Source organism: Rahnella sp. EDr1-12, assembly GCF_049206505.1.
Classification (GTDB): Bacteria; Pseudomonadota; Gammaproteobacteria; order Enterobacterales; family Enterobacteriaceae; genus Rahnella; species Rahnella rivi.
Genome location: NZ_JBLZNY010000001.1, coordinates 851,557 through 877,464, shown reverse-complemented (window position 1 = coordinate 877,464; position 25,908 = coordinate 851,557). Strand labels below are relative to the sequence as shown.

General features: G+C 56.3%; 24 protein-coding genes. 6 read left to right on the top strand and 18 right to left on the bottom strand.

Annotation, left to right across the window (positions count from 1 at the left end; all coding sequences use genetic code 11):
* Positions 1-139 precede the first annotated feature (139 nt).
* From mepS to ACO0U8_RS04110, 3 genes are all read right to left on the bottom strand, one after another.
* Positions 140-715: a bifunctional murein DD-endopeptidase/murein LD-carboxypeptidase gene (gene mepS, locus ACO0U8_RS04120; protein ID WP_056778505.1), complete on the bottom strand. Its 576-nt coding sequence runs from the start codon at positions 713-715 to the stop codon at positions 140-142.
* Positions 716-1,143: 428 nt separating this feature from the next.
* Positions 1,144-1,857, bottom strand: coding sequence for a phosphatase PAP2 family protein (locus tag ACO0U8_RS04115; RefSeq protein ID WP_122095783.1), 714 nt, complete (start codon positions 1,855-1,857; stop codon positions 1,144-1,146).
* Positions 1,858-1,908: 51 nt separating this feature from the next.
* On the bottom strand, positions 1,909-2,892 hold the full coding sequence (locus ACO0U8_RS04110) for a CobW family GTP-binding protein (protein WP_136375148.1): 984 nt from the start codon (positions 2,890-2,892) through the stop codon (positions 1,909-1,911).
* A gap of 215 nt (positions 2,893-3,107) precedes the next feature.
* On the opposite strand from ACO0U8_RS04110, the gene ACO0U8_RS04105 reads away from it, so the two are divergent.
* On the top strand, positions 3,108-3,416 hold the full coding sequence (locus tag ACO0U8_RS04105; RefSeq protein WP_421670350.1) for a hypothetical protein: 309 nt from the start codon (positions 3,108-3,110) through the stop codon (positions 3,414-3,416).
* 241 nt (positions 3,417-3,657) lie between these two features.
* Positions 3,658-4,389, top strand: coding sequence for a GntR family transcriptional regulator (locus ACO0U8_RS04100; protein ID WP_056778516.1), 732 nt, complete (start codon positions 3,658-3,660; stop codon positions 4,387-4,389).
* A 59-nt stretch (positions 4,390-4,448) separates the two neighbouring features.
* On the opposite strand, the gene ACO0U8_RS04095 is transcribed toward ACO0U8_RS04100, so the two are convergent.
* Complete coding sequence (locus ACO0U8_RS04095; protein WP_421670349.1) at positions 4,449-5,918, bottom strand: mannitol dehydrogenase family protein; 1,470 nt, start codon at positions 5,916-5,918, stop codon at positions 4,449-4,451.
* Between the two features lie 284 nt (positions 5,919-6,202).
* A complete protein-coding gene (gene yeiP / locus ACO0U8_RS04090; RefSeq protein ID WP_056778524.1) occupies positions 6,203-6,775 on the bottom strand; it encodes an elongation factor P-like protein YeiP in 573 nt (190 codons plus the stop codon).
* A 245-nt stretch (positions 6,776-7,020) separates the two neighbouring features.
* Between yeiP and ACO0U8_RS04085 the strand changes: the two genes are divergently transcribed.
* Entirely contained in the window at positions 7,021-7,275 is a 255-nt protein-coding gene (locus tag ACO0U8_RS04085; RefSeq protein WP_421670348.1) for a YkgJ family cysteine cluster protein, read from the top strand.
* Between the two features lie 9 nt (positions 7,276-7,284).
* Here the strand turns inward: ACO0U8_RS04085 and ACO0U8_RS04080 are convergent, their stop codons facing one another.
* Positions 7,285-8,499: a sugar efflux transporter gene (locus ACO0U8_RS04080; RefSeq protein ID WP_183846339.1), complete on the bottom strand. Its 1,215-nt coding sequence runs from the start codon at positions 8,497-8,499 to the stop codon at positions 7,285-7,287.
* Between the two features lie 474 nt (positions 8,500-8,973).
* Here ACO0U8_RS04080 and fruB point away from each other — a divergent pair, with 474 nt between their 5' ends.
* The 3 genes from fruB to fruA are packed head-to-tail and all read left to right on the top strand — an operon-like array spanning position 8,974 to position 12,755.
* Positions 8,974-10,104, top strand: coding sequence for a fused PTS fructose transporter subunit IIA/HPr protein (gene fruB, locus ACO0U8_RS04075; RefSeq protein ID WP_421670347.1), 1,131 nt, complete (start codon positions 8,974-8,976; stop codon positions 10,102-10,104).
* A complete protein-coding gene (fruK, locus tag ACO0U8_RS04070; protein ID WP_056778537.1) occupies positions 10,101-11,036 on the top strand; it encodes a 1-phosphofructokinase in 936 nt (311 codons plus the stop codon). The genes fruB and fruK overlap by 4 nt, the downstream gene beginning before the upstream one ends.
* Positions 11,037-11,051: 15 nt before the next feature.
* Positions 11,052-12,755 (top strand): PTS fructose transporter subunit IIBC, encoded by a 1,704-nt coding sequence (fruA, locus tag ACO0U8_RS04065; protein WP_056778542.1) that lies wholly within the window; start codon positions 11,052-11,054, stop codon positions 12,753-12,755.
* Positions 12,756-13,623: 868 nt separating this feature from the next.
* On the opposite strand, the gene ACO0U8_RS04060 is transcribed toward fruA, so the two are convergent.
* From ACO0U8_RS04060 to rutC, 12 genes are all read right to left on the bottom strand, one after another.
* Positions 13,624-14,484, bottom strand: coding sequence for a VOC family protein (locus tag ACO0U8_RS04060; RefSeq protein ID WP_421670346.1), 861 nt, complete (start codon positions 14,482-14,484; stop codon positions 13,624-13,626).
* Positions 14,477-15,586 carry an alkylhydroperoxidase domain protein gene (locus ACO0U8_RS04055; RefSeq protein WP_421670345.1) on the bottom strand — a complete coding sequence of 370 codons (1,110 nt, stop codon included), beginning with the start codon at positions 15,584-15,586 and terminating at the stop codon, positions 14,477-14,479. Before ACO0U8_RS04055 ends, ACO0U8_RS04060 begins: the two co-directional genes overlap by 8 nt.
* Complete coding sequence (locus ACO0U8_RS04050) at positions 15,583-16,644, bottom strand: putative FMN-dependent luciferase-like monooxygenase (RefSeq protein WP_421670344.1); 1,062 nt, start codon at positions 16,642-16,644, stop codon at positions 15,583-15,585. Before ACO0U8_RS04050 ends, ACO0U8_RS04055 begins: the two co-directional genes overlap by 4 nt.
* A 32-nt stretch (positions 16,645-16,676) precedes the next feature.
* The gene (locus tag ACO0U8_RS04045; protein WP_421670343.1) at positions 16,677-18,296 is read right to left on the bottom strand and encodes a dipeptide ABC transporter ATP-binding protein; all 1,620 of its coding nucleotides are present in this window, start codon (positions 18,294-18,296) and stop codon (positions 16,677-16,679) included.
* Positions 18,293-19,156 (bottom strand): ABC transporter permease, encoded by an 864-nt coding sequence (locus ACO0U8_RS04040; protein ID WP_056778557.1) that lies wholly within the window; start codon positions 19,154-19,156, stop codon positions 18,293-18,295. The genes ACO0U8_RS04045 and ACO0U8_RS04040 overlap by 4 nt, the downstream gene beginning before the upstream one ends.
* On the bottom strand, positions 19,153-20,112 hold the full coding sequence (locus tag ACO0U8_RS04035) for an ABC transporter permease (protein WP_122095775.1): 960 nt from the start codon (positions 20,110-20,112) through the stop codon (positions 19,153-19,155). The genes ACO0U8_RS04040 and ACO0U8_RS04035 overlap by 4 nt, the downstream gene beginning before the upstream one ends.
* Positions 20,113-20,129: 17 nt before the next feature.
* Positions 20,130-21,770: a TIGR04028 family ABC transporter substrate-binding protein gene (locus tag ACO0U8_RS04030; RefSeq protein WP_421670342.1), complete on the bottom strand. Its 1,641-nt coding sequence runs from the start codon at positions 21,768-21,770 to the stop codon at positions 20,130-20,132.
* 248 nt (positions 21,771-22,018) lie between these two features.
* On the bottom strand, positions 22,019-23,368 hold the full coding sequence (gene rutG / locus ACO0U8_RS04025) for a pyrimidine utilization transport protein G (RefSeq protein ID WP_421670341.1): 1,350 nt from the start codon (positions 23,366-23,368) through the stop codon (positions 22,019-22,021).
* Positions 23,369-23,393: 25 nt separating this feature from the next.
* A complete protein-coding gene (gene rutF / locus ACO0U8_RS04020) occupies positions 23,394-24,020 on the bottom strand; it encodes an NADH-dependent FMN reductase RutF (RefSeq protein WP_421670340.1) in 627 nt (208 codons plus the stop codon).
* Between the two features lie 29 nt (positions 24,021-24,049).
* The gene (locus ACO0U8_RS04015) at positions 24,050-24,640 is read right to left on the bottom strand and encodes a malonic semialdehyde reductase (RefSeq protein WP_390974864.1); all 591 of its coding nucleotides are present in this window, start codon (positions 24,638-24,640) and stop codon (positions 24,050-24,052) included.
* A complete protein-coding gene (gene rutD / locus ACO0U8_RS04010; protein WP_056778571.1) occupies positions 24,625-25,464 on the bottom strand; it encodes a pyrimidine utilization protein D in 840 nt (279 codons plus the stop codon). The genes ACO0U8_RS04015 and rutD overlap by 16 nt, the downstream gene beginning before the upstream one ends.
* Positions 25,465-25,496: 32 nt before the next feature.
* Positions 25,497-25,883 carry a pyrimidine utilization protein C gene (rutC, locus tag ACO0U8_RS04005; RefSeq protein ID WP_113878315.1) on the bottom strand — a complete coding sequence of 129 codons (387 nt, stop codon included), beginning with the start codon at positions 25,881-25,883 and terminating at the stop codon, positions 25,497-25,499.
* Positions 25,884-25,908: the final 25 nt, after the last annotated feature.

Sequence of the window (25,908 nt, the reverse complement as noted above, 5' to 3'; positions counted from 1 at the left end):
GAAATCAAAGTATAACGTAGCCAAAAAAACAGCAGCTTTTTATTACCGGTTATTCCAGACATAAAAAAACGCCATCCGGAGATGACGTTTTTTTATTCGCTTGGCATAGAACAACAAGAGCTAAATCATGGGGTAACGGTTAACCGTTAGCCAAAACGCGTCTTGCTTCACGATAACGTGTATTCCAGTAAGTCTCTTTCAGATTGGAAATCATCACACCATTGCTGGTTGATGCATGTACAAACTGATCGTTACCTAAATAAATACCGACGTGACGGCCTGTCGAACCTGCGCGGAACAGAACCAGATCACCCGGACGCAGTTTAGTGCGCTGGATTTTCTTGCCTTTCTCTTCCTGTTCATAGGTAGAACGAGGTAAATCCATACCAAATTGTTCGCGGAATGTTACCTGGACGAAAGCTGAGCAATCGATACCACGCTTGCTGTCACCACCTAACCGATAACGAACGCCTTTCCAGTCAGCATACTGATCCATAATTTTGGATTTTACGTTGACGCTGCGAACCATTGCTTCGAATTCATCCTGAGAGGCTTGCAGTAGAAGACCGTCTTTGTCATTTACTGCACGCATATCAGTTTGCGCGTTTTCTGTGTTCGAAGAATGTGTACCACTACACGCAGTGAGAATAATTGCTGCGCCAATCGCGGGAATTATCCGCGTGATATATCTCAGAAAAGGTTGAGACTTGACCATTATTGTTGTTATCCCTTGCTGTCCTTAACGATGTAATCGTTATTAAAATTGCCAAACGAAGCGAGACTACCCGCCGCGCACAGTCGGGACAAACACTGGAATGATAAAATGTGCGTCAGAGCACGTTTTTATCTTGAAACCCGGTGTTTTTGCCACATTTCTGTGCAGGCGAATTGGAGATTACCGTAATGAATAGGGGATTGCGAGAGGTATTATGAGATTTTTTATAAGAAATTGTGATGTAAGCCGATGTAAGTAAAGATGTAAAAAAGGATGGGTTATTTTTATGCTAATTTGGATTAAAACCGCATCACAAGCGGGTTGCACCGGCCTTTTTCAGCTAAGTATATCTGGGATTTGTCTTAAAAAATGGCCCACCTGCCGTTCAGTTTCAGGCGAGCCATAATTAAATGATATGCATCAATGCATCACGGGTTTTTGCTAAGCATTTTATTACCGGGTAATTTTCTTTCCAGCCAGTTAATCAGCATGTCACTGGCAGGCGTCATCAGCCACCAGCTGGCCCCTACCAGCACGACGGACATCGAACCGACCGCAATATCGGTAAACCAGTGCGCACCAATCATCACGCGTGGCAACGAGAAGATAACGGTGATCAGCACGGCAACAGCGAAAGCGCCCTTGCTCAGATAGCGCAGCATAAAGCAGGAGAAAATGATCAGCATCATGCCGTGGTCACCGGGGAAGCTGTCCGCAGAGGCATCTTTGGTCGGAATGCCGGTCAGTTTACTCACACGGTTAACATCCGGGAAACTTAGCGACGGGCTTTTATGGCTCACCGGCAGCAAATGACCCAGCTGGTTAAGCACCACGGCGGTCAGGAGCATCACGAACCCGATAATCACCAGGCGGCGGCGCCCCCGGGTATCCTCTTTCAGGAAGAAGCACAGGTACAGGGCACCCATCGCCAGCAGCGAAATAACATCAAAGGCGCGGTTATTGGTTACCGCCACCAGATGCAGGAACCAATGGTCTGTTGCCAGGTGCTGATTGAAGAAGAAGAAAATCGACTTATCAATCGGGAACCAGAAACCATGATTTGCCGGCAGATAAAAGGATAAAAACAGTGCAACGCCTAATACGTTGAGTATCAGGATTGCGGGGATATTTCGGCGCCACATAAATGTTAACCTATACTTAGCAGGGTAATGAATAAATTAGTCAGCGTTAACTTAATCCTTACAACCTAAACGAACCTTCAACAAGAGTGATTGTAGTTCATTCCATTGCGCAACATCTCGTGTAATAAGCTCAATTCTGCTGTCTAACGGCGCCGCCGGTTTGGTTTCAATATGCAGGTCGTCTCCCTGACGGTTTATCAGCAGTGTCCCTTCCTTTATGCGCATGATGCCTTTCACGCGATCTACCGGTGCCTGACGCGCCCAGTCGAGTATGCCCGCGGTATCAAATTGTGTTTCGCCATCAAATATCCAGCCACAGCTGGTATAGCCGTCGGCCTGATTGAGCGCCCGGCGCCAGCGCTGGCTACCCGGCAGGCTCAGCGCTGCCAGCCCGCGTTGCGGGGCATGAGCATGATGATGTTTACCTTCCGGCAGTGTGACCTGATTCAGACGCGGCAAATCCAGCAGGGCAGGGTCGATGGCGCCTTGCGACGCAACCACCAGCTGACGCCCGCCGCCATGAGTGGCGAACCACGTTTCCAGCGCCTGTTTATCCTGCGCCTGCGCCACATCGGCTTTATTCGCGACGATCACGTCGGCGGCAGCCAGCTGGTCGCGGAAGTTTTCATTATCGATCACCCGCTGATCGCTCAGCTGCCGGGGATCCATCAGGCATAACGTGGCGTTAAGCGTGATCCAGTTGTTGTAAACCTCAGAGGTGAGCAGGGACAGGATTTGCTTCGGATGCCCAAGACCGGTGGGTTCGATCAACAGGCGATCAGGTTTCGCCTGCTGCAATAACATGTTTAACCCCACCTGCATCGGCAAACCGTTCACACAACACATACATCCGCCGGGAATTTCTTTCAGCACGGCACCGCTGTCAGCGAGCAACGCGCCATCGATGCCAATCTCACCGAACTCATTCACCAGCACCGCCCATTTTTCACCCTCGGGTTTTTGAGCCAGTAAATGGCGCAGCGTGGTGGTTTTACCGCTGCCGAGAAAGCCGGTAATCAGGTTAGTTTTGGTCATGACTGCATCCCTCTGTAAAAAAATTCACCGGACAATGTGCAATGGGCGTTAAAGAAAATCCAGCATTGTGCCGATTATTGTTCAGTACCGCGTAATTCTGATGGCTTTTCCTCCGATATTTTCGTTTGCGTAGTGCGAAATCGGTTAGATGTATTAATGTTAAATTGAAGTTACGCAATGATTAAAAAAACCAATTTACAGATGAGGGTATGACCATGAACAGCATCAGATGGACACTGTTTTTGGGATTGTTAGCCTCAGGGATGACGCAGTTTGCCAGCGCCGGAAGTACCGGCAAGATTAACTTCTACGGTGCCATTGTTGATGGCGGATGCAGCTTTACGACCGGTGATCAAAAGGTTACCAGCAAATGTGACCGTGGCGGGAAGACCGTCAGTCAGGTCCGCACTCTGGATGCGACACAACCCCAGGCCTATACGTTGCCGCTGTCTCTGGGCCATGTGAGCACTGAGCACATTAAAAACGATCCCCGTCTGACCCTCATGACGGTGACCTATAACTGACAGTTAAGATTTACTTAATAATTCCGCTGCGCAATGTCCTGAGCCGCCGGTTTTCTCACACCGTTCTGGCCGGACACCCTGAAAACTGGCAGGCCCAATTTTGATCGGGCCGTCAGTTTTCAGTTCTCATTCTGTTCGCCTTATCCCCGCATGTTATAATTTTCCCTCTTAATTCAGGCATTCTGGCAGCGGCTTGCCGTCTTTTCAGATGTCAGACCAATTGTTCGACAGGGGCAAGATTATGCGACTTTATCAGGAGATTGGCGGCCATTTACGCCGTGATATCCATGCGGGGAAATATGCCCCCGGCGACCGTCTGCCGCCTGAACGCGAAATTGCTGAATCCTTCTCTGTCAGCCGCAGCGTGGTGCGGGAAGCGCTGATCATGCTGGAACTGGAAAAATGGGTGGAAGTGCGTAAGGGCTCCGGCGTGTATGTGCTGCATCCTGCTGAAAACAGCCCGACAGAGACGGCAGATACCGGTTACGGTCCCTTCGAATTGCTGCAGGCGCGGCAGTTGCTGGAGGGGGAAATTGCCGCTTTTGCCGCTATGCAGGCCACTAAAACCGATATTCTGCAAATGCGCGATGCCATTGATGCCCAGCGCGATTGTATTGAACGCGGCGTTTCAGATGATGTGGAAGATCAGCGTTTCCACGGCTTGCTGGCGCAGGCCTCGCAGAACAGCGTTCTGGTTAAACTGGTGGATGATTTGTGGCTGATCCGCCAGCGCAGCCCGATGTGGCTGGGTATTCATCAGCACGTTGTCGGGAAAACCCACAGCCAGCTCTGGTTGCAGGATCATCAGACCATTTTGCAGGCCGTGCTGCGCCGTGATCCGAAAGCGGCTAAGCAGGCGATGTGGCAGCATCTGGAAAATGTGAAAGATATGTTGTTGCAGGTGTCAGATGCGGATGACCCTGCATTTGATGGTTTCTTATTTTCCTCCGTTCCCTCCGAACTCAACGACTGAAGACCCGTCCCCATAAAAAACGGCTGCCGCAGCAGCCGTGATTTTCTCTACTTTTACGGTTAGCTGACGTACTTCGCCACGGCTTTTTTCGCGCCCACGCGTTGCAGATCGGCATAAGCCGCCAGAATTGCCTGCACCACTTTTTCTTCGTGCGGCAGTTGCTCGCCAAACACCGCATTCAGGGCCAGCAGGGCTTTCACGCGTTCTTCGCCGTCTGCGGTTGAGGCCACGATGCTGGCTAAGGTATCGGCCATCGGATCTTTAATCTCAATCGGCTGACCCGCATCATCCGTCCCGCTGATGTAACGCATCCAGCCCGCCACGCCCAGCGCCAGCAGTTCATAAGAACCGCCATTTTTCACATGCCAGCGGATAGAATCGAGCATACGTTGCGGAAGCTTCTGCGTGCCGTCCATCGCGATTTGCCAGGTGCGGTGCTTGAGTGAAGGGTTGCTGTAACGTGCGATCAGGCTGTCCGCATAGGCGTTGAGATCGACACCTTCCACGCTCAGCGTTGGCGCCTGTTCTTTCAGCATCAGACGGTGAGCTGCCGTTTTGTAATGTGCATCTTCCATACACTCGTTGATGTGCTGATAACCGGCCAGATAGCCCAGATAAGCCAGGAATGAGTGGCTGCCGTTCAGCATGCGCAGTTTCATCTGTTCGAAAGGCAGAACGTCGGACACCATCTGCGCCCCGGCTTTTTCCCAGTCAGGACGACCGGCGACAAAGTCATCTTCCACAACCCACTGAATGAATGGCTCACAGGCGATTCCGCAGGGATCGGTGATGCCGCCCAGCGCTTCGGTGATCTCGTCGAGAGTCGTTTCGGTCGCGGCGGGAACGATGCGATCCACCATGGTGCTCGGGAAAGAGACGTTCGCTGTGATCCATTCCGCCAGCTCAGCGGAGCGTGCTTTCGCCATGCCCAGAACGGCATTTTTTACGACCAGACCGTTCTCCGGAATGTTATCGCAGCACAGAATCGTAAAGCCAGGCAGATTGCGCTCATGGCGCAGGCGTAACGCTTCAACCAGTACACCCGGCGCGGTACAGGGTGCCTGACCGCCTGCCAGATCCTGCTGGATTTTCGGGTTTTGCAGATCCAGTTCACCGGTGCCAGGCTCAATGCAATACCCTTTCTCGGTGATGGTCAGTGACACGATGGCCACCTGCGCTTCCGCCAGTTTTTCGATGACCGCTTCCAGCCCGTCAATGATGCCGTGCACCGAATCATGGGCGGAACCGACAACAATGGCCTGATTTCCCTCTGCACCTTTTTCCAGCACGGTGAACAGGTGATTTTGCTGACGCAGCGCGTTGATCAGGCTTTCATTGCCAAACAGGCTGATTTCACAGATGCCCCAGTCGCCGCCCTGTAAATTCAGCACCCGGTTGGTCAGCAGCGCCTGGTGGGCGCGGTGGAAGGCGCCAAATCCGAGGTGAACAATGCGGCTTTTCAGCGCATCACGGTCGTAAGCAGGCAATGACACGGCTGCGGGCAGGGACGCTGTGGCAATAGTTTTCATGCAAGACTCCAGGCAAGTCAGAAAATAAATAATTGGTCAGGCCAAATTGGGGCTGTTTACCCGTCAGTTCAATTTCATGCTGGATAAAGCGACGATTTAAGCCGAAATCAGGGCTTTGAGTGTAAAGTCATATGATAGAAAGGGGAATTGGTAAGTCCGGATGGCCTCTCGTTTTGTGAAGTAGATCGAGAGTCTGGAGCATTTAACGCAAAGTTTCAGCCAGGTCTGGCGCAATAAAAAAGGAACGCCGTGGCGTTCCTTTGAAGAGCAATGTGCCGGGATGATTAATCCGCGCGGCCCATATAGCGACGTTCGGCAATATGAATGCGGATTTTGTCGCCGGAGCTCAGGTATTCCGGCACCTGAATGTTCAGGCCGGTAGCCATCACGGCAGGTTTGGTTCGTGAGCTGGCGGAAGCCCCTTTAATACCCGGCGCGGTTTCTACAATTTCCAAATCCACGGTTTGCGGCATTTCCAGCGCCAGCAGCTGGCTGTCGAGGGTCAGAACCTGCATACCCTGCAAACCTTCTTCAGGGATAAACAGCAGTTCTTCTTCGATCTGCGCTTTGTTGAAGGTGTAAGGCGTGAAATCTTCATCATCCATAAAGATGTATTCGTCGCCATCGACGTAAGAGAAGTTCACTTTACGGCGGGTCAGGGTGACGGTATCGAGAATGTCATCGCCTTTGAAACGCTCTTCCACTTTGCCACCGGTACGAACGTCGGAGAAACGCATTTTGTACAGGGTGCTGGCACCACGGGCGCTTGGGCTTTGAACATCGATATCTTTTACCAGCAGCAATTTGCCGTCGTAGTTCACAACGAAGCCGCGTTTAATTTCGTTAGCACGTGCCATATAAATACCTGTCGAGATAAAGGGGGAAATAATTTGCGACACGTTACCCGCGCCGCTGATTTCAGGCAAGCAGATAGCGCAAAAAGAGTCGTGAAAACCCGCATTATTGCGCATCTCTGTGGGGCAGCCAGCCGGTATCAAACTTGTTGGGTCAACAGTGTTAAAGAGTAGTAAATATTTCGCTGGTGGCGCATGAAAGCGCCTGCTATTGTCGCGCCTCAAAACCAGGCCTGAGGAGGCTGTTGATGGACTGTCGTACTGATTGCGGAGCCTGTTGCATAGCGCCTTCAATTTCCAGCCCGATCCCCGGAATGCCGGACGGCAAACCCGCCAACACGCGTTGCATTCATCTGGCGGATAACTTCCTGTGCAACATTTTTACGTCGCCGCTGCGTCCGAAAGTCTGCGCCAGTTTGCAGGCCAACCGCGAGATGTGTTTTACCCATCGCGACCAGGCCCTGACCTACCTGATAAAGCTTGAAGCGGATACTGCGCCCTGAGCGGTGATATCAGCTTTTCGCCGCCACCGTTTCCGTGACCGGATCATCCACATTTTTCACATTCCAGATACACACCACCGACCCCACCACCATTGCCAGCGCGGCGTAAAACACGGCGTGATAGGTCCAGAACTGCGCAATCACACCCGCAAGCGACCCGGCGAGGATCCAGCCAGCACGCGTAGAATTCGTAAACAGCGTAGTGGCCGCACCGGCCTGACCCGGCATCAAATCCTGAAAATAGAGCATGCCGATGCCGGCCAGAATGCCGATGAAAATCGCGTTCAGCAGCTGTAAAGCAATCAGCATCATGGCGCCGGTGGTAAACAGCAGGCATCCGTAGAAAATCACGCCGGCGATCACGGCGAGGCGCATCAGAAAACGCTTACCCAACTGCCGTGCCAGATAACCGGCAATCAGCATGGTGGGGATTTCCAGACACGCGGCGCTGCCCATCAGCACGCCCGCCAGTTTTTCCGGCAAACCTAATTCGCGCACCACATACAGCGGCATATTGATCAGATAAATGCTGTTGGCTGCCCACATCAGCGAGCAGGCGATGAATAACATCAGCGTGTCGCGGCGGTTGCGGCGCGGGGCTTCCAGCGTCGCGGAGGTCTTCACGCGCGCTTTTGGCATCGAAGGCAAAAAGACATACACCATCGCGCCACACACCAGAAACGCCAGCGTGGCAGCGCAGTACATGAAGGTAAAACCGAAGCCCATCGACAACGCAAACGCCAGCGGCGGGCCAACCACCCATGCCAGTGAAACCTGTGCGCGCAGGATGGAGCTGAACATCACGGCTTCGCGGCCCGTTTTTTCCGCGTGTTCCCGTGCCAGCGCGAACATCTGCGGGTTGGCTGTGGAGCCAAAACTCGACAGCAATACCCCGATAAACAGCAGAATAAAGTAGTTACGGTTGAAGGCGAACAGCACGCAGGCCAGCGCGCCCAGCAGGCAGCAATAGAGGATCAGCGTTTTGCGATCGCCGCGTTTATCCGACCAGGTGGCCAGCAACTGGCTGACAAAAATGCCGATCACTGCGCTGCCGGTAAAAAAGATCCCGACCATGAAGGGGCTGACGTGCACCTGAGAGGTCAGAAACAGGCTGAGCGTGGGCGTCTGTAGCGCACCGGCAATGCCTGTCAGAAAGGCAATGATCAGGAATGCGGTCGAGGTCATGTCAGGCAAACGGCGGGCTGATGCTGTAGAAATTCGCATGTGTATAACTGAACCAGAAGTAGGGGGAGGGACGAAATTTGCGCGAATGTTACGTCAGTTTAAAAAAAACAAAAACAGGTTTTGATCATCAAAAATGTAAACCTGAGTGAATTTGCCATACTGAATAATAAAACCGCATTTTGTGTTAAAAATAACCGCAAGAGGGTCCGGGATGTCATGTTCAAATACCGGTCAGCTTGCTTCAGCTTTGGGTTTTTTCGTCTGACGAAAAACGCGTCAGCCTGACTTCAGCATTTGCGTTAAGTTATTCGCGCCAGGCGTTCTGAATAAAGGAAACTGTGCGTGGCATCAAAAAATCATCACGTAGAATCAGGGAATGCTTGCTTTAAAAACGAGCCCGATTAAGACTTCCTGAAACGTTTCAGCGTTACCGATTTCGACAACGTAATCTGGTGGCGCTCCTTTTTTCTCAGTAAAGCTGAAACGATTCAATTTCAGCAGGAGAGGAGAATTATGTTCCAACTGTCACAGCAAGATATTCACCTCGGTGCCGCAGCCAGCGATAAGCAGGACGCCATTCGCCAGGTCGCCGCAGCACTGACACAGGCCGGTCGCGTCAGCGAAGGTTATGTCGACGGCATGTTAGCCCGTGAACTGCAAACCTCCACTTACCTCGGTAATGGCATTGCGATCCCTCATGGCACCACGGATACCCGTGATTTAGTGCTTGATACGGGTGTTCAGGTCTATCAGTTCCCGCAGGGTATTTCCTGGGGTGAAGACCAGACCGCCTACATCGTTATCGGCATCGCGGCGCGTTCTGATGAACACCTCAGCCTGCTGCGTCAGCTTACGCACGTATTAAGCGACGACAGCGTGGCTGAACGCATGGCGAAAACAGATTCAGCTGAAGAACTGCGCAGCCTGCTGATGGGCGAAAAGAATGCCGCTGAATTCCTGTTTGATACTCAACTGATCGCAGTGGATGTTGCTGCTGAAAACCTGATCACCCTGCAGGCGCTGAACGCTGGCCGTCTGAAACAGATTGGCGCGGTCGATACTGCCTTCGTCAGCGACGTCATCAGCCGTAAACCGCTGAACCTGGGTCAGGGCATCTGGCTGAGTGACAGCACGGAAGGCAACCTGAAAAGTGCTGCCACCCTCAGCCGCGCTCAGCAGGCATTCGATCTGGACGGTGAAAAGGTGGCGATGTTGCTGACCATTTCCGTCGCCGACGATCAGCCGCTGAACCTGCTGAATTACCTGAGCGATCTGCTGATTGCCAACAAAGCTGAACGTCTGCTGACGGCAGACGCGGTAGGCGTGCTGGCATTGCTGACCAGCGAAGTGGCAGAAGAAGCCAACGTGCTGAGTGCCGAATACGTTATCCGTAACGAACACGGCCTGCATGCACGTCCGGGTACCGCCTTAGTCAACGTGATCAAGCAATTTACCAGCGAAATCACCGTGACCAACCTTGATGGCAGCGGTAAACCTGCCAACGGCCGCAGCCTGATGAAAGTCGTGGCGCTGGGCGTGAAAAAAGGTCACCACCTGCGCTTTACCGCCAGCGGTGAAGATGCCGAACTGGCACTGAAAACCATTGGTGAAGCTATTTCTGAAGGTCTTGGGGAGGGCGCATGAGCCGCAGAGTCGCCACAATTACCTTAAACCCGGCGTACGATTTAGTGGGCTATGTGCCTGAAATCGAACGCGGTGAAGTCAATCTGGTGCAAACCACCGGTCTGCATGCCGCAGGTAAAGGCATCAACGTAGCGAAAGTGCTGAAAGATCTGGGCATCGACGTCACCGTTGGCGGTTTCCTCGGCAAAGAAAATCAGGACGGCTTCCAGTTGCTGTTCAGCGATCTGGGCATCGCGAACCGTTTCCAGGTGGTCAATGGCCGGACCCGCATCAACGTCAAACTGACCGAAAAAGATGGCGAAGTCAGCGACTTCAACTTCTCTGGTTTTAACGTGACGCCAGCAGACTGGGAACGTTTCGTGACCGACTCCCTCTCCTGGCTGGGTCAGTTCGACATGGTTGCCGTCAGCGGAAGTTTGCCAGCGGGCGTCGATCCTGATGCTTTCACCGACTGGATGAAGCGCCTGCGCGCCCAGTGCCCTTGCATCATCTTCGACAGCAGCCGTGAAGCGCTGGTCGCCGGTCTTAAAGCTGCGCCATGGCTGGTTAAGCCAAACCGTCGTGAACTGGAAATTTGGGCTGGCCGTAAATTGCCAGAACTGAGTGACGTGGTAGAAGCCGCGCACGCCTTACGTGACCAGGGTATCGCCCATGTGGTGATTTCTCTGGGTGCAGAAGGTGCCTTGTGGGTTAACGCATCCGGTGCGTGGATTGCCAAACCGCCAGCCTGTGAAGTCGTCAGCACCGTCGGTGCCGGTGATTCCATGGTCGGTGGTCTGATCTACGGCTTACTGATGCGTGAATCCAGTGAACATACGCTACGACTGGCCACTGCCGTTGCCGCCCTGGCTGTCAGCCAGAGTAATGTCGGTGTCACCGATCGTCCGCAGCTCGCGGCGATGATGGCCCGTGTTGATCTGAAACCCTTTTAATTCGCAGGAGGCAGAATGAAAACGCTGCTGATGATAGACAGTTCGCTGGGACAGGCCCGGAGCCACCTGGCGAAAAATTTGCTCGCTGCTGCCGTCGCAAAAGCCGGGCACTCGTTGGTTGAACAGGCTGCTGAAGCTGACATCGTGATCGTGGCCGGTGAAACCGTGCCGAACGACGCGGCGCTGACCGGCAAAAACATTTACACCGGTAACGTGGCGGATGCGGTGCGTGAGCCTGATGCTTTTGTGCAACGCGCACTGGCTGAGGCAAAACCGTATGTGGCGCCTGCGGCCGTTGCCGCCGTTTCTGCACCGGCTGCTGCGGGTCCGAAACGTATCGTGGCAATCACGGCGTGCCCGACCGGCGTAGCGCATACCTTTATGGCTGCTGAAGCCATTGAATCCGAAGCCAAAAAACGTGGCTGGTGGGTGAAAGTGGAAACCCGCGGTTCCGTGGGCGCAGGCAATGCGATTACCCCGGAAGAAGTGGCAGCGGCCGATCTGGTGATTGTCGCGGCAGACATCGAAGTGGATCTGGCGAAGTTTGCCGGTAAACCGATGTACCGTACCTCTACCGGTCTGGCACTGAAAAAGACCAAGCAGGAACTGGACAAAGCGCTGGTTGAAGCTGAGCTGTTCCAGCCAGCCACTCAGGGCAGTGCGTCCACCAGCAAGAAGAAAGAAGCGGGCGGCGCAGGCCCATACCGTCACCTGTTGACCGGCGTGTCTTACATGCTGCCAATGGTGGTTGCCGGTGGTTTGTGTATCGCGCTTTCCTTCGTGTTTGGTATTAAAGCGTTTGAAGTCAAAGGCACGCTGGCGGCAGCACTGATGCAAATCGGTGGCGCTTCAGCCTTCGCGCTGATGGTGCCGGTTCTGGCCGGTTTCATTGCCTTCTCCATCGCTGACCGTCCGGGTCTGACACCGGGTCTTATCGGCGGTATGCTGGCGGTGAGCACCGGTGCCGGTTTCCTTGGCGGTATCATTGCCGGTTTCCTGGCGGGTTATGTGGCGAAGGCCATCAGCGGCAAGCTGAAATTACCGCAAAGTATGGAAGCCCTGAAACCAATCCTGATCATTCCGCTGGTGGCGAGTCTGATTACCGGTCTGGTGATGATTTACGTTGTCGGTACGCCGGTCGCTAAAATTATGGCGGGTCTGACGGCGTGGTTGCAATCTCTGGGTACTGCCAACGCAGTTCTGCTCGGCGCAATCCTTGGTGCGATGATGTGTACCGACATGGGTGGCCCGGTCAACAAAGCCGCTTACGCCTTCGGCGTAGCACTGCTGAGTTCATCCGTTTATGCACCTATGGCCGCCATCATGGCTGCCGGTATGGTGCCACCGCTGGCGATGGGTCTGGCAACGCTGCTGGCGCGTCATAAGTTTGAGCAAAGCGAGCGTGAAGGCGGTAAAGCGGCGCTGGTGTTGGGTCTGTGCTTTATTTCTGAAGGTGCGATTCCGTTCGCCGCCCGTGACCCAATGCGTGTTCTGCCATGCTGTATCGCTGGTGGCGCACTGACCGGTGCTCTGTCGATGGCATTCCATGCACAACTGATGGCGCCACACGGTGGTCTGTTCGTTCTGCTGATCCCAGGTGCTATCACACCGGTTCTCGGTTATCTGGTGGCGATTATCGCCGGTACGGTTCTGGCGGGCGGTGCTTACGCCATCCTGAAACGTTCAGAAGTTGCTGTAGCGGCTAAAACCGCCGCATAACATCAGATTGGGTAGTGAATGAAAAAGACGCGACGTGAAAATGTCGCGTCTTTTTTTTTATTGCCTTGGCCGGGCAATGGGGCGGCGTTTTCTTAAATAGAGAACATTTCGGTTTCTCAATAGCGGTGCTCGCCTGGCTTTTCGCGCCGAAACCGGGCAGAGAGGAAAGTGCTTTTCCTCTCTGCACTCTCCTCGCTTTTTTTAAACGCGCGGTGGCGCTGGCCCGACGGGCATGCCGGTGGCGCTCAACATTGCGTTAAACCGTGAACATTTCGGTTTCTCAATTGCAGTGCTCACCTGGCTTTTCGCGCCGAAACCGAGCAGAGAGGAAATTGCTTTTCCTCTCTGCACTCTCCTCGCTTTTTTTAAACACGCGCTGCCGCTGGGTCGACGGACATGTTCTGATAGTCCCGAATGTGGCGCAAAATCTTGCCGCTGCGCGGTTCCCTCCCCGCGGGATTCGAGCCCTGCGTCTCGAACCCCCGGTCGGCCAGATTTTTGAGCGCGCCATCCCACTATTTTTAAAGATAAAACCCAATCTGATCGCTTTTGATTTTTAAAGAATCAAAGTGAGTGAGGTGACGACCTAAAAATCCCCAGCCGCGCTCAAAAATCACGCCGGAGGAGTGGTGGAAAACCGCGCGTTTTTTTGCGCGGGTTGAAACCCGACGGGAGGGGACTGCGCAGCAGCGGGATTTTGCGGCAATAGCGGAGGGTGCTGAAACATAGCCAGCGAGCGGCAGCGCGCAGTGAAAGAGCCTGGGGGTCTTGGGGGTGGCGGCGATAAGCCACCCCCAAGTCGGTGTGGGCCGACGCCCACGACCTTGACCTTGACCTTAACGCCAGTTCAGGCGACAAGCCCTTGACCTTATTCTTCCCTGAATTGAATCCCCACCCCTAATGCATCCGCTGCGCGCACGGTGATTTGCGAAGTATGATCAGCAAACGCGATTTCCCCGACGCGTAAACTGTTGCGTACCGCATCCAGTGATCGCGTGGCAAACTCCAGCCCGATCATCCGGGCGCTGCCATTTTCGCCTTCCGGCACAATGCCAAATTCTGCGGTGGCTTGCTCCGGCGTGACAAACCGTACGCTGGCGCGGCCTGCGCGCAGGATCACTTCTTTGGGTCTGACGTCCAGTGCGCTTGCACCGAATAACTCGCCATAGACCTGCGCGGCCTCATGCGGATTTTCTGCAGAAATCACAAAGCCTGTGATATCAGCGACGCCGTTCGGGTGGTTTTGCCATTCATTGCGCCACACCAGTTCCGGCGTCAGGTGGTGGCAGAAGAAACTGCGGCCATTCGGCACGCGGGTGGCGGCCAGCGGCACGGTGCGGAACCGCGCATTTGGCGAGGTGCCGTCGTTGAGCGCAACGGGACGGAAGAATTCTGCCGGTGGTGAGCCGGCAATATTTTGCTGCTGCAGATGTTGGTACACCGCCGATGAATCCTGCGTTTTCCAGACCAGACCACTCAGCCCGAGCGGTGCCTGCCACAGGTCGGTGCGGGTGTGAGCATTACCCGGCTCGTAGCCCAGCAGTTCGAGATAATTATCGCCAAAAATCGCCAGATGATTACTGGAACCGAGCGAGTGATGGCCGCGCGGCGTGAGGTGAAAACCCAGCCTGCGAAATTGCTGCTCGGACTGATTCAGCTGCTCGGCAACGTTAATCACCACATGATCAAGCTGCGGGCGAAGAGGGTGTGAACGTTGTGCTTCAGTCATTGAAGGGTTCTCCCAGCGTTAACATCAGACGGTTTGCCCAGGCGAAAAAGGCCGCGGACTGCGCCAGATCGACAATCTCCAGCTCATCTAAACCCTGTTCGCGCAGCGCCGCAATGTGCTGTTCTGTAGCGACCGGTGGCGTTGCGGAAAGCGCGGCAGCGAAATCAATTTCGGCCTGCCAGCGCGGGGACTGTTCTTTGCTGAGAATGCCGCCCGGCGGGGTGTCGATCAGGCGCTGGACGTCTTGCGTCTGTTTGGAAAGCTGGCTGGCTTTGCGCGCATGCACCGACGCGCAGTAAATACAGCCGTTGATTTTGCTGGCGACCGTCGCGGCCAGTTCGCGCTCTTTGCGCGGCAGCCCGCCGGAGGTGTAGAAAATGCCTTTGTCGGTCAGCGTGCGCTGTTCGAGAACCGGCAAATTGCGGCCTAACAGGCGGAAATAATCGGAATCGGTATGGCCGAATTTCGCCAGGGTCGCCTGCTGCGCCTCATCAAAATCTTCCAGTTTTTTTGCCGGGATCCACGGTTCCCAGCCGAGTTCTTCCTGGGTAAACGCCTGCGGCGCATCACGGCCGCTGTGGATATTGGGTTCGGTACGCCAGAACGCAGCACCGACCGGTTTACTGCTGCCGTTCTCCACCGGTTTGCCGCCAATCAGCCGGTAGCTGCGCAGTACGCGGCTCTGGAAACTGACGAAAGCGATCAGCTGCGACAGCGTGACTATCGCATCCACCGACCAGCCGGCTTTTTTCAGCGCCTGCAAATGTGCGGGCGTGGCGCTGGCGGGTTTGAAACTCAGACGTTCGCCGTGCGTCAGCGCAGCGTCGAGACGGGCGGTTTCGTCGATGTCCGGCAAATCCTGCAAGCGTTCGGAATAGTGATTGGTCAGCTGCGAATCACCGTGCCAGCGGGCGACGTTTTGCGCTAAACGCAGGCGCTCAGCCAGCGAAAAATCCACGCCATCCTGTTCAGTAAACAGCGCGTCATAGCTGCCCTGCGCGTGACGGGTGGCGGCGTCGCGGGTGTCGCGGGCCTGTTTCAGCGCAGAATCAGGGGCGATGTCAGCCAGTTTTTCCAGCAGGTCGGTCGAATAGGATGTCATAAGGTTTCCCGTGAAAATGAAGTATTGGCGGAAGAGGTGGAGACACTGCGCTGCGGCGTGCGGCGAACCCAGCCGAGCGCGGGCGCAACGTGACGGGCAATCAGTTCGATGGAACGTAAAATATACGGATGCGGCGGATCGATGGAGTGCACCTGAAACGCCAGATCGGTGACGCGGGCCAGCGCGGTATCGGCCTGCAACGTCGCGGTCACCTGCGCCGCTGTGCCGAGATGCACGTCGAAGGTGCGGATGTAATCGTCGAGCGTATCGCCCCTCACAATCTGTCCGCTGGCACGGTGATTTTCGGCCTGACGGCGTAAGCCTTTTTGCGCCAGCTCACGCGCTTCATCGCCGTTTTCGGTGACGAACGCGGTACGCGAGCCCATGATGCGTGGCGCAACGCCGTCCGGCAGGGCATCGAGATAGGCATCAATAATCGGGTTTTGCAGCTCGTCGAGGCGCAAATCTGGTGCATCCGCCGGGCGTGGCTGGGTGCGCGAAAGCATCAGGCCGTCGCCGGATTTACCCGCACGCGCGCCGCCGTCAACCGAGAATGTTGCCTGCCAGACGCGGTTCGCCAGCTGCGGTGCCGCCGGGTACAACCGGTTATCGGTGCCCGCCAGCGGTTCTCCGCGCCAGGCGGTGAGCAGGGTTTGCAGATTGTTGCCAAAAGCTTTGCCGCGATCCTGACTTTCCAGCCCGAACGGCGGGAATGACGTCGGCGTGCCGCCCGAGCCTAAACCGATTTCAAGCCGTCCGCCGGAAAGTAAATCCAGCACGGCAGTGTCTTCGGCGACGCGCAGGGCATTCTCCATCGGCAGGGTGATCACGCCGGTGCCGAGACGGATAAAGCGGGTATGTGCCGCCACCTGTGCGAGAAAAACCAGCGGCGCAGGCAGGCCGCCTTCCGCCTCGTGAAAATGGTGCTGCGCGACCCACGCGGAATCAAAGCCTAACTGCTCGGCGTGAATGATTTGTTCGGTCGCCAGCCGGTAACGTTCCTGCGCGCTGGTGTTGTCCAGCAGGCGGGTGAAAAATCCAAGACGTTTACTGCTCATAATGTCCCTCTTTTCTTTTTTCATGTGCTGAATCAGGCGGCGCGGTGGCGGCCCGGGATTGCGTCGATCAGCTGGCGGGTGTAATCGCTGGAAGGCAGGGCGAAAACGTCCTCAACGTTGCCGGAATCCACCTGCTGTCCGCGGTTTAACACCGAGACGCTGTGCGAGATTCGCCGGACGGTCGCCAGATCGTGCGAGATAAACAAATAGGTCAGGCCGAGGGAATCCTGTAACTGCGAAAGCAACGTCAGGATTTGCGCCTGCACGGTGACGTCGAGAGCCGACGTGGCTTCGTCGAGGATCAGCACTTTCGGCTCTAAAATTAACGCGCGCGCAATGGCCACCCGCTGGCGCTGGCCGCCGGAAAGCTCACGCGGTTTGCGGCTGAGCAATTCTTCCGGCAGCGCCACGCGGCGGGCGATATCCAGCACCCGTTCACGGCGCACGGCAGCCGGGATTTTTTCGAAATTCAGCAGCGGTTCTTCAATCACGCTGAACAGCGTTTGCGACGGATCCAGCGAGGCGAACGGGTTCTGATACACCAGCTGGATTTTCCTGCGCAGCTGGCGCAGCGGTTCACCTTTCAGGCGCGTGATGTCTTCGCCGTCGATCAACACGCGTCCGCTGTCCGGTTTCTGAAAACCGAGCAGAATGCGCGCCAGCGTGGTTTTACCGGAGCCGGATTCACCCACCAGCGAATGCGTGGTGCCGCGCGGAATGCTGAATGACACGTGATCGACAGCGCGGAACGCCGCCTGATGTTTGCCGCCCAGCGTGAAATCATGAGTGATATTTTCCACCACCAGCACCGGATCTTCAGCCGCACGGATCTGGGCGCGGAGACGGCCTGAAAGGGCAGGGACGTCGGCGAACAGCTGGCGGGTGTAATCACTTTTCGGTGCGCTCAGCACTTCGGCGGTGATGCCCTGTTCCTGCACTTTGCCGTGACGGAACACCAGCAGCCGGTCGGCGCGTTCGGCGGCAATCGCCAGATCGTGCGTCACCAGCAGAACGGCGGTGCCGAACTCGCGGCGCAGTTCGTCGATCAAATCCAGAATGCGTTTTTGCACCGTGACGTCCAGCGCGCTGGTGGGTTCGTCGGCGATGATCAGCGCCGGTTTCAGCGCAATCGCAATGGCGATCAAGACGCGCTGTTTCATGCCGCCGGAAAGTTCGTGCGGATACTGCTTAGCCCGCTGTTCCGGATGCGAAAGGCCGACGCGGGAAAGCAGTTCCACCACGCGGGCGTCGCGCTGTGCGCGCGGCAGTCGCTGATGGATATCGAGAATTTCTGCCACCTGCGAACCGATGGTTTTCACCGGATCCAGCGAGCTGGTCGGATCCTGCGGTATCAGGCTGATGCGCGCACCGCGCAGGGCGTCGAGACGGCGCTGCGACCACTGGCTGATGTCGGTGCCATTGAGGCGAATTTCGCCCTGTTCGATATGACCATTTTCCGCCAGCAGGCCGATAATCGCCTGCGCAGTCGTGGTTTTCCCCGAGCCGGATTCACCGACCAGCGCCAGCACTTCACCGGCGTGAATCGAAAACGACACGTTATGCACCACCGGTTTGCCGTCATAGGCGATGGAAAGATTGTCCAGTTCGAGAACCGGCGGAGCGTCATGCGTAAAAGTGGCCTGTGCGTTCATCGCGTTCTCCTGCGTAATGACTGGCTGATGCGGTTGGCGGAAAGCACCACTAACACCACCACCACGCCGGGGAAGGTGGTTAGCCACCAGGCGGTGGAGATGTAGTTACGGCCTTCGGCAATCAGCAAACCCCATTCCGGCGTCGGCGGCGGGGTGCCGTAACCGAGGAAACTCAGGGTGGAAATGGCGAGAATGGCGCTGCCGAACTGCAATGCGGAAAAGGCGATCACCGAGGTCAGCGAGTTGGGCAAAATGTGCCGCCACAAAATGGAGAAGAAGGAACCGCCGCTGCCGTACGCCGCTTCAACGTAATCGCTGTGACGCACCAGCACCACTTCGGCGCGTGCCAGACGGGCGAAGTTGGCGACCGACGTGACACCGACGGCGATCGCCGCATGCACCGTGCCGAAGCCGAGCAAAATAATCACGCTCAGCGACAGCAGCAGGCCGGGAATTGACAGCAATACGTCGTTGATGCGCATGACGATGGCGTCCACCAGACCGCCGGTCGCGCCCGCCGCCAGCCCGAGCGCAGTGCCGAACACCAGCCCGAGCGCCACGGCGACCAGCGCGCCGGAAAGCGAATGCGACGCGCCGTAGACAATGCGCGCGTACACATCGCGGCCAAGCTGATCCGTGCCCAGCCAGTGTCCGGCCTGCGGAGCCAGACGCTGCGCACCGGCAATCCCTTCGGTGCCGCTGTAGCTGGTGAATAAGCCGGGGGCGATCGCCCATAAAATCACGGTCGCCATCACCAGCCACGCGAGGATCAATCCCGGTTGCAGGCGGGCGGGTTTCCAGCGGCGGCGCTGTGTGAGCGGTAATGAAAGCGTGCTTTTGCCAAGCGGTAAGCTGCTCATGCGGTGGCTCCCCGTGAGTTTTTAGACGCAGACGCTTTAAGACGCGGGTCGAGAAGCGGATACAGCAAATCGACCACTAAATTGATGCCGACGAAAGCGGCGGCGGAAATCACCACAATCGCCTGAAGCACCGCGACATCCTGATTATTCACCGCCTGCTGCGTGAGTTGTCCGAGGCCGTTAAGCCCGAACACCGTTTCGGTGATAAGCGCACCGGCAATCAGTTCGCCAAACAGCAAACCGGCAATGGTCAGCGCCGGAAGCAGGGCGTTGCGCGCCACATGACGCCACAACACGCCGCTGCGGCTGGCCCCTTTGGCGCGGGCGACGGCGACGAACGGCTGGGTTTGTACCTGATCAATGCTGCGGATAAGGATCTGCGCCAGCGGCGCGGAAATCGGCACCGCCAGCGTAATAATCGGCAAAATCAGCCCGACCCATTCACCCGGATTAATCACCGGGATCCAGCGCAGATGGAACGAAAAGAACTGAATCAGCGCGATGCCCAGCCAGAAGGTTGGAATGGAGATAAACAGCGACGGCAGCGCCTGTAAGGCATTTTTCAGCCAGCCGAAATGCAGCAGGCTGGAGAGAAACGCCAGCGCAAAGGCCACCACGGCGGCCAGTGCGAAACCGATCAGCGCCAGACGCAGCGTCGGCGGGAAGTTGCTGCTGAGTAATTCAGTCACCGGTACGCCAGCCTGAATCGAATAGCCCAGATCCCCGCGCAGAAAATTGCCCAGCGTATGCAGATATTGTTGCAGCAACGGCACATCTGCGCCGTACGCAGCACGCATATCGGCGATTTGCGCCGGGCTTAATCCCATGTCCGGATTCTGGAATTTAATCAGGATCGCGTCGCCGGGCAGCACCTGCAACAGGATGAAGGAGACGGTAAACGCCGCCCACAGCACCAGCAACGCCTGCCCGAATCGACCGCTCACGTATCGGCTCATGATTTACTCCCCGTCAGTTAATGCTTTTCCAGCCACGCGCCGTAGAAGCTCGGACGCCCGACCGCTTCAAAGCTCACGCCTTTGAAATAGGGCGCACCGGCAAACACCTGCGGCTCTTCGAAAATCGGAATGACATACGCCTGATCGAGCAGATAGTTCTGCACGTCGCCGGTCAGTGCCAGACGTTTTTTCGGATCCACTTCGGCAGAAATGGCCGTCAGCAGGTCGTTAAGTTTGTCGTCGCGAAAGCTTTTCACCTTGCTGCTCAGGCCGCCTTTTTGCAGCAGCGCATCACGGTTAGTCGGGTAGAAAGAGCTTTTGATAACGTCCGGATCGGCGCGTCCTACTTCCACCACGTTAGCCGGGGTTTTCTCCGGATCGAGGTTATCCGCCACGCGGCTGCCCGCGTCGCCCGCCAGAATATTGAGCTTCGCACCGACCTGGCTCCATTGCTGCGACACCAGCTGCAACACCTCTTTGTTCTGCGGTTGTGGCAGCGATTCATAGATGGTCAGTGACAGCGTTTTGCCGTCTTTCTGGCGGATGCCGTTCGGGCCCGGTTTCCAGCCCGCTTCATCAAGCAGCTTTTTGGAAAGCGTCGGGTCGTAAGTCAGTTTGTTGCTCAGATCAACATAACCGGCCGCGGTTTTGGCAATCACCGAGGTGGCCTGCGGGTAGTTTGGCGAGAACAGCGTATCAACCACCTGTTTGCTGTTGGTGGCGTGCAGCAGCGCCTGACGCACTTTCAGATCAGACACCAGCGCGTTATCGGGGCGGAACGAAATGCTGTCGTTGACGCCTTTGGTTGGCGCGGCATAAATCGGGAAATTCTGGTCTTTGGCCTGTTTCTCGTCATAGGCCTGAACCTGACGGATGAAATCCGCCTGACCCGCCAGCAGCGCGCCGATACGCACGCTGTCTTCGCCGGTGACGATCACTTTGATGCCGTCGAGATTGGCGCGGCCCTGCTGTTTGAGGTTTTTCGGCCCCCAGTTGTAATCTTTACGCGCGGTCAGATCGACTTCTCGCCCAAGCGTTTCTTTGCTGACCACGAACGGGCCGGAACCGATGATGTGCGTGGCATCGCCCAGCGCATCAAAATTGCGGTCCAGCGTGCTCAGCGACACCAGCCCGGAGCCAATCGTCGCCGTGCCCTGCAGGAAGCCCGGCGAGGACTTTTTGAAATAGAACTTCACGGTTAGCGGATCAATCACTTCGCTGTGGTCGTAGTTGTTGATGACTTCAGACACCGGCAGGTGGTGATCTTTGTTGCCCAGACCGTAGGTATCAAAGTTTTTAGCCACCGCGCTTGCATCGAGCGGCGTGCCGTCGGAGAAGGTCACACCCGGACGCAGCTTGAAGGTGTACTCGGTTTTATCGGCGTTGAAGGACCAGGATTGGGCGATCCAGGGTTCAATCTCCAGCGTTTTCGGGTTCTGGTAGGTCAGTTTGTCGGTGATCTGATTAAGGATGCCGCCGTTCGGGTAGAAGCCGCCTGCGGGCGGATACAGGTTGGTGTGCGCCTGCTGCTCAAGATAAATCAGCGTGCCACCCTGAACCGGTGTGCCGTCAGCGGCGATGGCGGAAAACGTGCTGGTGAGAAGTGCCCCTAAAGCCAGTGCGCGGGTGATCGCGTTTGCCCGGCGAATGTTTTGCATAGTTAAACCCTTTTTCTTATTAGCAGATGAATCACTTTTCCGTTCGCATAGAACGAAAGTGCTGGACCCATAACAAACCAATTTAAAGGGCAGGTGAACGAAGGAATTTAGCAATGGTTAGCTGGAAACGGCATTAGGGGAAACGGACGGGAGGCAGAAAGAAAAAAACCAGCGGCTAATCCGGACGGGTGGACCGGCTAACCGCTGGCGATCATCAAAAATGATGAGCTAAGGAGAAACTGAGGTCGTCAGTGATCTTTTAATGCAGCTTCTGTGCCAGTTTTTATTTCCGGCTGCGTTTTGACCTGCTGGCTGCGGCTCAGGAAGGCATTAAGCAAAATCGCGCCGAAGGTCGCCGTGCCGATGCCGCCCATGCTGAAGCCGCCGAGGCTCAGGGTAAAGTTGCCTGCGCCCAGTACCAGCGTGACCGCGACCATGATCAGATTGCCGTTAAGCCCCAGATCCACCTGGTTTTGTACCCAGATGCGGGCACCGGCCACAGCGATTAATCCAAACACCACAATTGACGCGCCACCGAGCACCGGCCCCGGAATGGTGTGGATCAGTGCACCAAATTTGGGCGAGAAGCCCAACACAATGGCAACGATGGCCGCCGCGACAAAAATCAGCGTGGAGTAGATTTTGGTCACCGCCATCACGCCGATGTTTTCAGCGTAAGTGGTCACACCGGTACCGCCAGCAGATGCTGAAAGTAAGGTTGCCAGACCGTCGCCGACGAACGCGCGGCCCATGTACGGGTCGAGGTTTTTGCCGGTCATGCCCGCCACTGCTTTAATGTGGCCGAGGTTTTCGGCGACCAGAATGACCGCCACCGGCGCAATCATCAGCATGGCGTGCGAGCTGAACACCGGCGTGGTGATCGTCGGTAAACCAAACCACGGCGCCTGCGCCACGGCGATGAAATCCACCGGCGCGCCCAGCCCGAGGCCGTTGGTGATCACCATATAAATCAGGTACGCCGCTACCAGCCCGAGCAACAGCAACAGGCGCTGCACCAGACCACGGGTGAAGACCGCCACCGAGCCGATACAGAGTATGGTCATCACCGCCATCCAGCTGTCAAAAGACGATGCCGACACGCTGTTAATGGCAATCGGCGCCAGATTCAGGCCAATCGCCATCACCACCGCACCGGTCACCACCGGCGGCATCAGGCGTTCGATCCAGCGCGTGCCGACGGCCATCACCACAAAGCCGATCAGCGTATAGACGACGCCGCAGGCAATAATCCCGCCCAGCGCCACGCCGATATTCGGGTTCGCGCCGTGGCCGCTGTAGCCGGTCACCGCAATCACCAGCCCGACAAACGCGGCGCTGGAACCGAGATAACTGGGCACACGCCCGCCAACAACAAGGAAGAACAACAGGGTGCCGATGCCCGACATCAAAATCGCCATATTGGCGTCAAAACCCATCAGCAATGGCATTAAAACGGTGGCACCAAACATCGCCACCGTATGTTGCAGCCCCATGATCACCGTCGATCCAAACGGCAGCCTTTCATCCGGCGCGATCACCGCGCCATCCAGATTACCTTCTCTTTTACGCCATTGTGGAAACCAGGAGGTATTTGCCATGCTGTAAGTCCCTAATCAGGTTGAGTTAACAGGCTGTCTGACGCATCAGCGGGTGATAGCGCCGGTCGAAATAAACCAGTCCGTGGCTGTCGTCGTTACGTCGTAATGCAACGGCTTCACAAAACAAAATGTCGTGAGTGCCGACGCTGGTAATTTGCGTGACCTTGCAGTCAAACGACACCAGCGCATCGGTGAGGATCGGGGAGCCGGTGGCGAGACGCGCCCATTCGGCGGCGTCAAAGCGTTGCTCCATCGGCGTTTTGCCGCCGAATAAATTGGACAGTGACTCATGGCAGTCTGCCAGCGTGTTGACGCACAGCACCTGATTCTGGGTGAATGCCGCGTGCACCGACGCCGAGCGGTTCAGGCACACCAGCAATGTCGGCGGCGTATCGGTGACGCTGCACACGGCGGAGGCGGTAAAGCCTGCCCGCCCGCCGGGGCCGTCGGTGGTGATAATGTTGACGGCGGAGCCGAGGCGCGCCATCGCATCGCGGTACTCTTGCTTTTCAACGACGGCTTGCTTCTCAACGACGGCGTTTTTATCAACAGCGGCTGGTTTCTCAATAGCGGCGTTTTTATCAACGGCAGTGAATTTTTCAGCAACAGGCATATCGGTTGCTGACAATGTGGCGTTCAGGGTTGATGGCATGGTCTGCTCCTCAGAATGAATCAGTGTGCTTACAGCACGCGACAGGCGCGGTCGAAATCAAGGCGCGGCGCGCGCGGATAGACTTTGCTGCTGTCGCCGTAACCGATGTTGATCAGGAAATTGGATTTCCAGCCTTCCTGCGCCAGAAAGGTTTCATCGACCTTCGCGTTGTCAAAACCGGACATCGCGCCGGTGTCCAGCCCGAGCGAGCGACAGGCCATAATCAGATACGCGGCCTGCAAACTGCTGTTGCGAAAGGCCGTGTCGTGCGCCAGTTGCGGGCTGGAGGTGAACCACGAACGGGCATCGCCGGACGGGTACAGCTCAGGCAGCAGTTCGTAGAACGCCGGATCCCAGGCAATGATCGCCGTCACCGGCGCACTCATGGTTTTTTTCAGATTGCCGCTGGAAAGCGCCGGAGCCAGTTTCGCTTTGGCTTCCTGACTCTGAATAAATACGATGCGCACCGGGCTGCAGTTGGCGGAAGTTGGTCCCATGCGTGCCAGTTCATAAAGCGTTTTCAGCTGTTCGCCGGTGACGGGTTGATCCAGCCAGCCGTTGTGGGTGCGGGCTTCGGTGAATAACGTTGCCAGTGCGCTGGCGGTTAATGCTTCGGCCATGATGTCTCCGTGGGCAGGTGGCCGGACGGCGTGGCAGGGTTTTGCGATGAATGCCGCCTCAGCCAGTCCAGTAAAATCGGGTTAAAGGTTTCCGGGTCGGTCACGCTCATCGCGTGGCCGCCGTAGAGCATGTGGATGTGCTCGCCGTGAGGCAGGCGGGAGGCAAGATCGGCAGATTGCGACCACGGCACCAGCAAATCATCTTTACAGCTGAACGCCAGCGTCGGGGCGATCACTTGCCCGAGCGATTCCGTCAGGTCGGAAGCCATCAGCGCCTGCAGGCGGTGCAGCAGGTTTTCCATTCCCTGAAAATGCGCGACCTGATGCTGGCGCTCTTCCTGCAGTAAGGCTTCATTTTCAGAAAGCCAGTCGCCCGGATACAGAAACAGCGGCTGCGCCTGCACGTAGGCATCGACCCCGCTGTTGAGCAGCAAATTCTGCCGCACTTCAAAGCAGCGGCGGGTCTGGCTGTCGAGCCTGGTCCAGCCGTTAATCACCACCAGACTTTGCAACAGCGCCGGATAACGCAGGGCAAGATGCAGGCCGATAATGCCGCCGAGCGCGTGCCCGACTAAATGGCAGCGGCTGATGTCCAGTTCATTGAGCATGCCCGCCAGTTCATCGGCCATGTCTTCCATCCGGTAACCGGCGGGCACCGCGCCCTGACTGACGCCGGTGCCGTGCTGGTCGTACACCACCACGCGAAAATGCTCTGCCAGCATCGCCAGTTGCGGCTGCCAGAAGCCGCCGGAACCGCCCAGCCCCGAGGAGAGCACGACGGTTTCTGCATTCGCCTCTTTCTTACCCAATACCTTGTAATACATGCTGTTTCCTCAGGGTTTCAGGACGTGGCGGATTATTTGCCGATATGGGCAATCGAGGCGATTTCGATCAGCGCATCCGGTTTTACCAGCCCGCACTGAATGCAGAACCGCGCCGGTTTTTCGCCCGGAAAGTATTCGGCGTAAACCTGATTCACTGCGCCGTAGTTCGCCCAGTCGGTGATGAAAATCGAGTTCATGGTGACGTCATCCATCGTGCCGCCCGCGGTTTCGATCACGCTTTTGATGATCTCCAGCACATGACGGGTTTGCGCGGCAGCGTCGCCGACATGCACCACGTTATTGTCTTTATCAAACGGCAATGTACCGGAAACGTACACCACGCCATCGGCGAGGGTGCCCGGAACAAAAGGTGCCAGCGGAACGCCGCTGCCAGCCGGAATAATGGCGCTTTTAGGCATGGTTACTCATCCTTTTCAGAAAGCG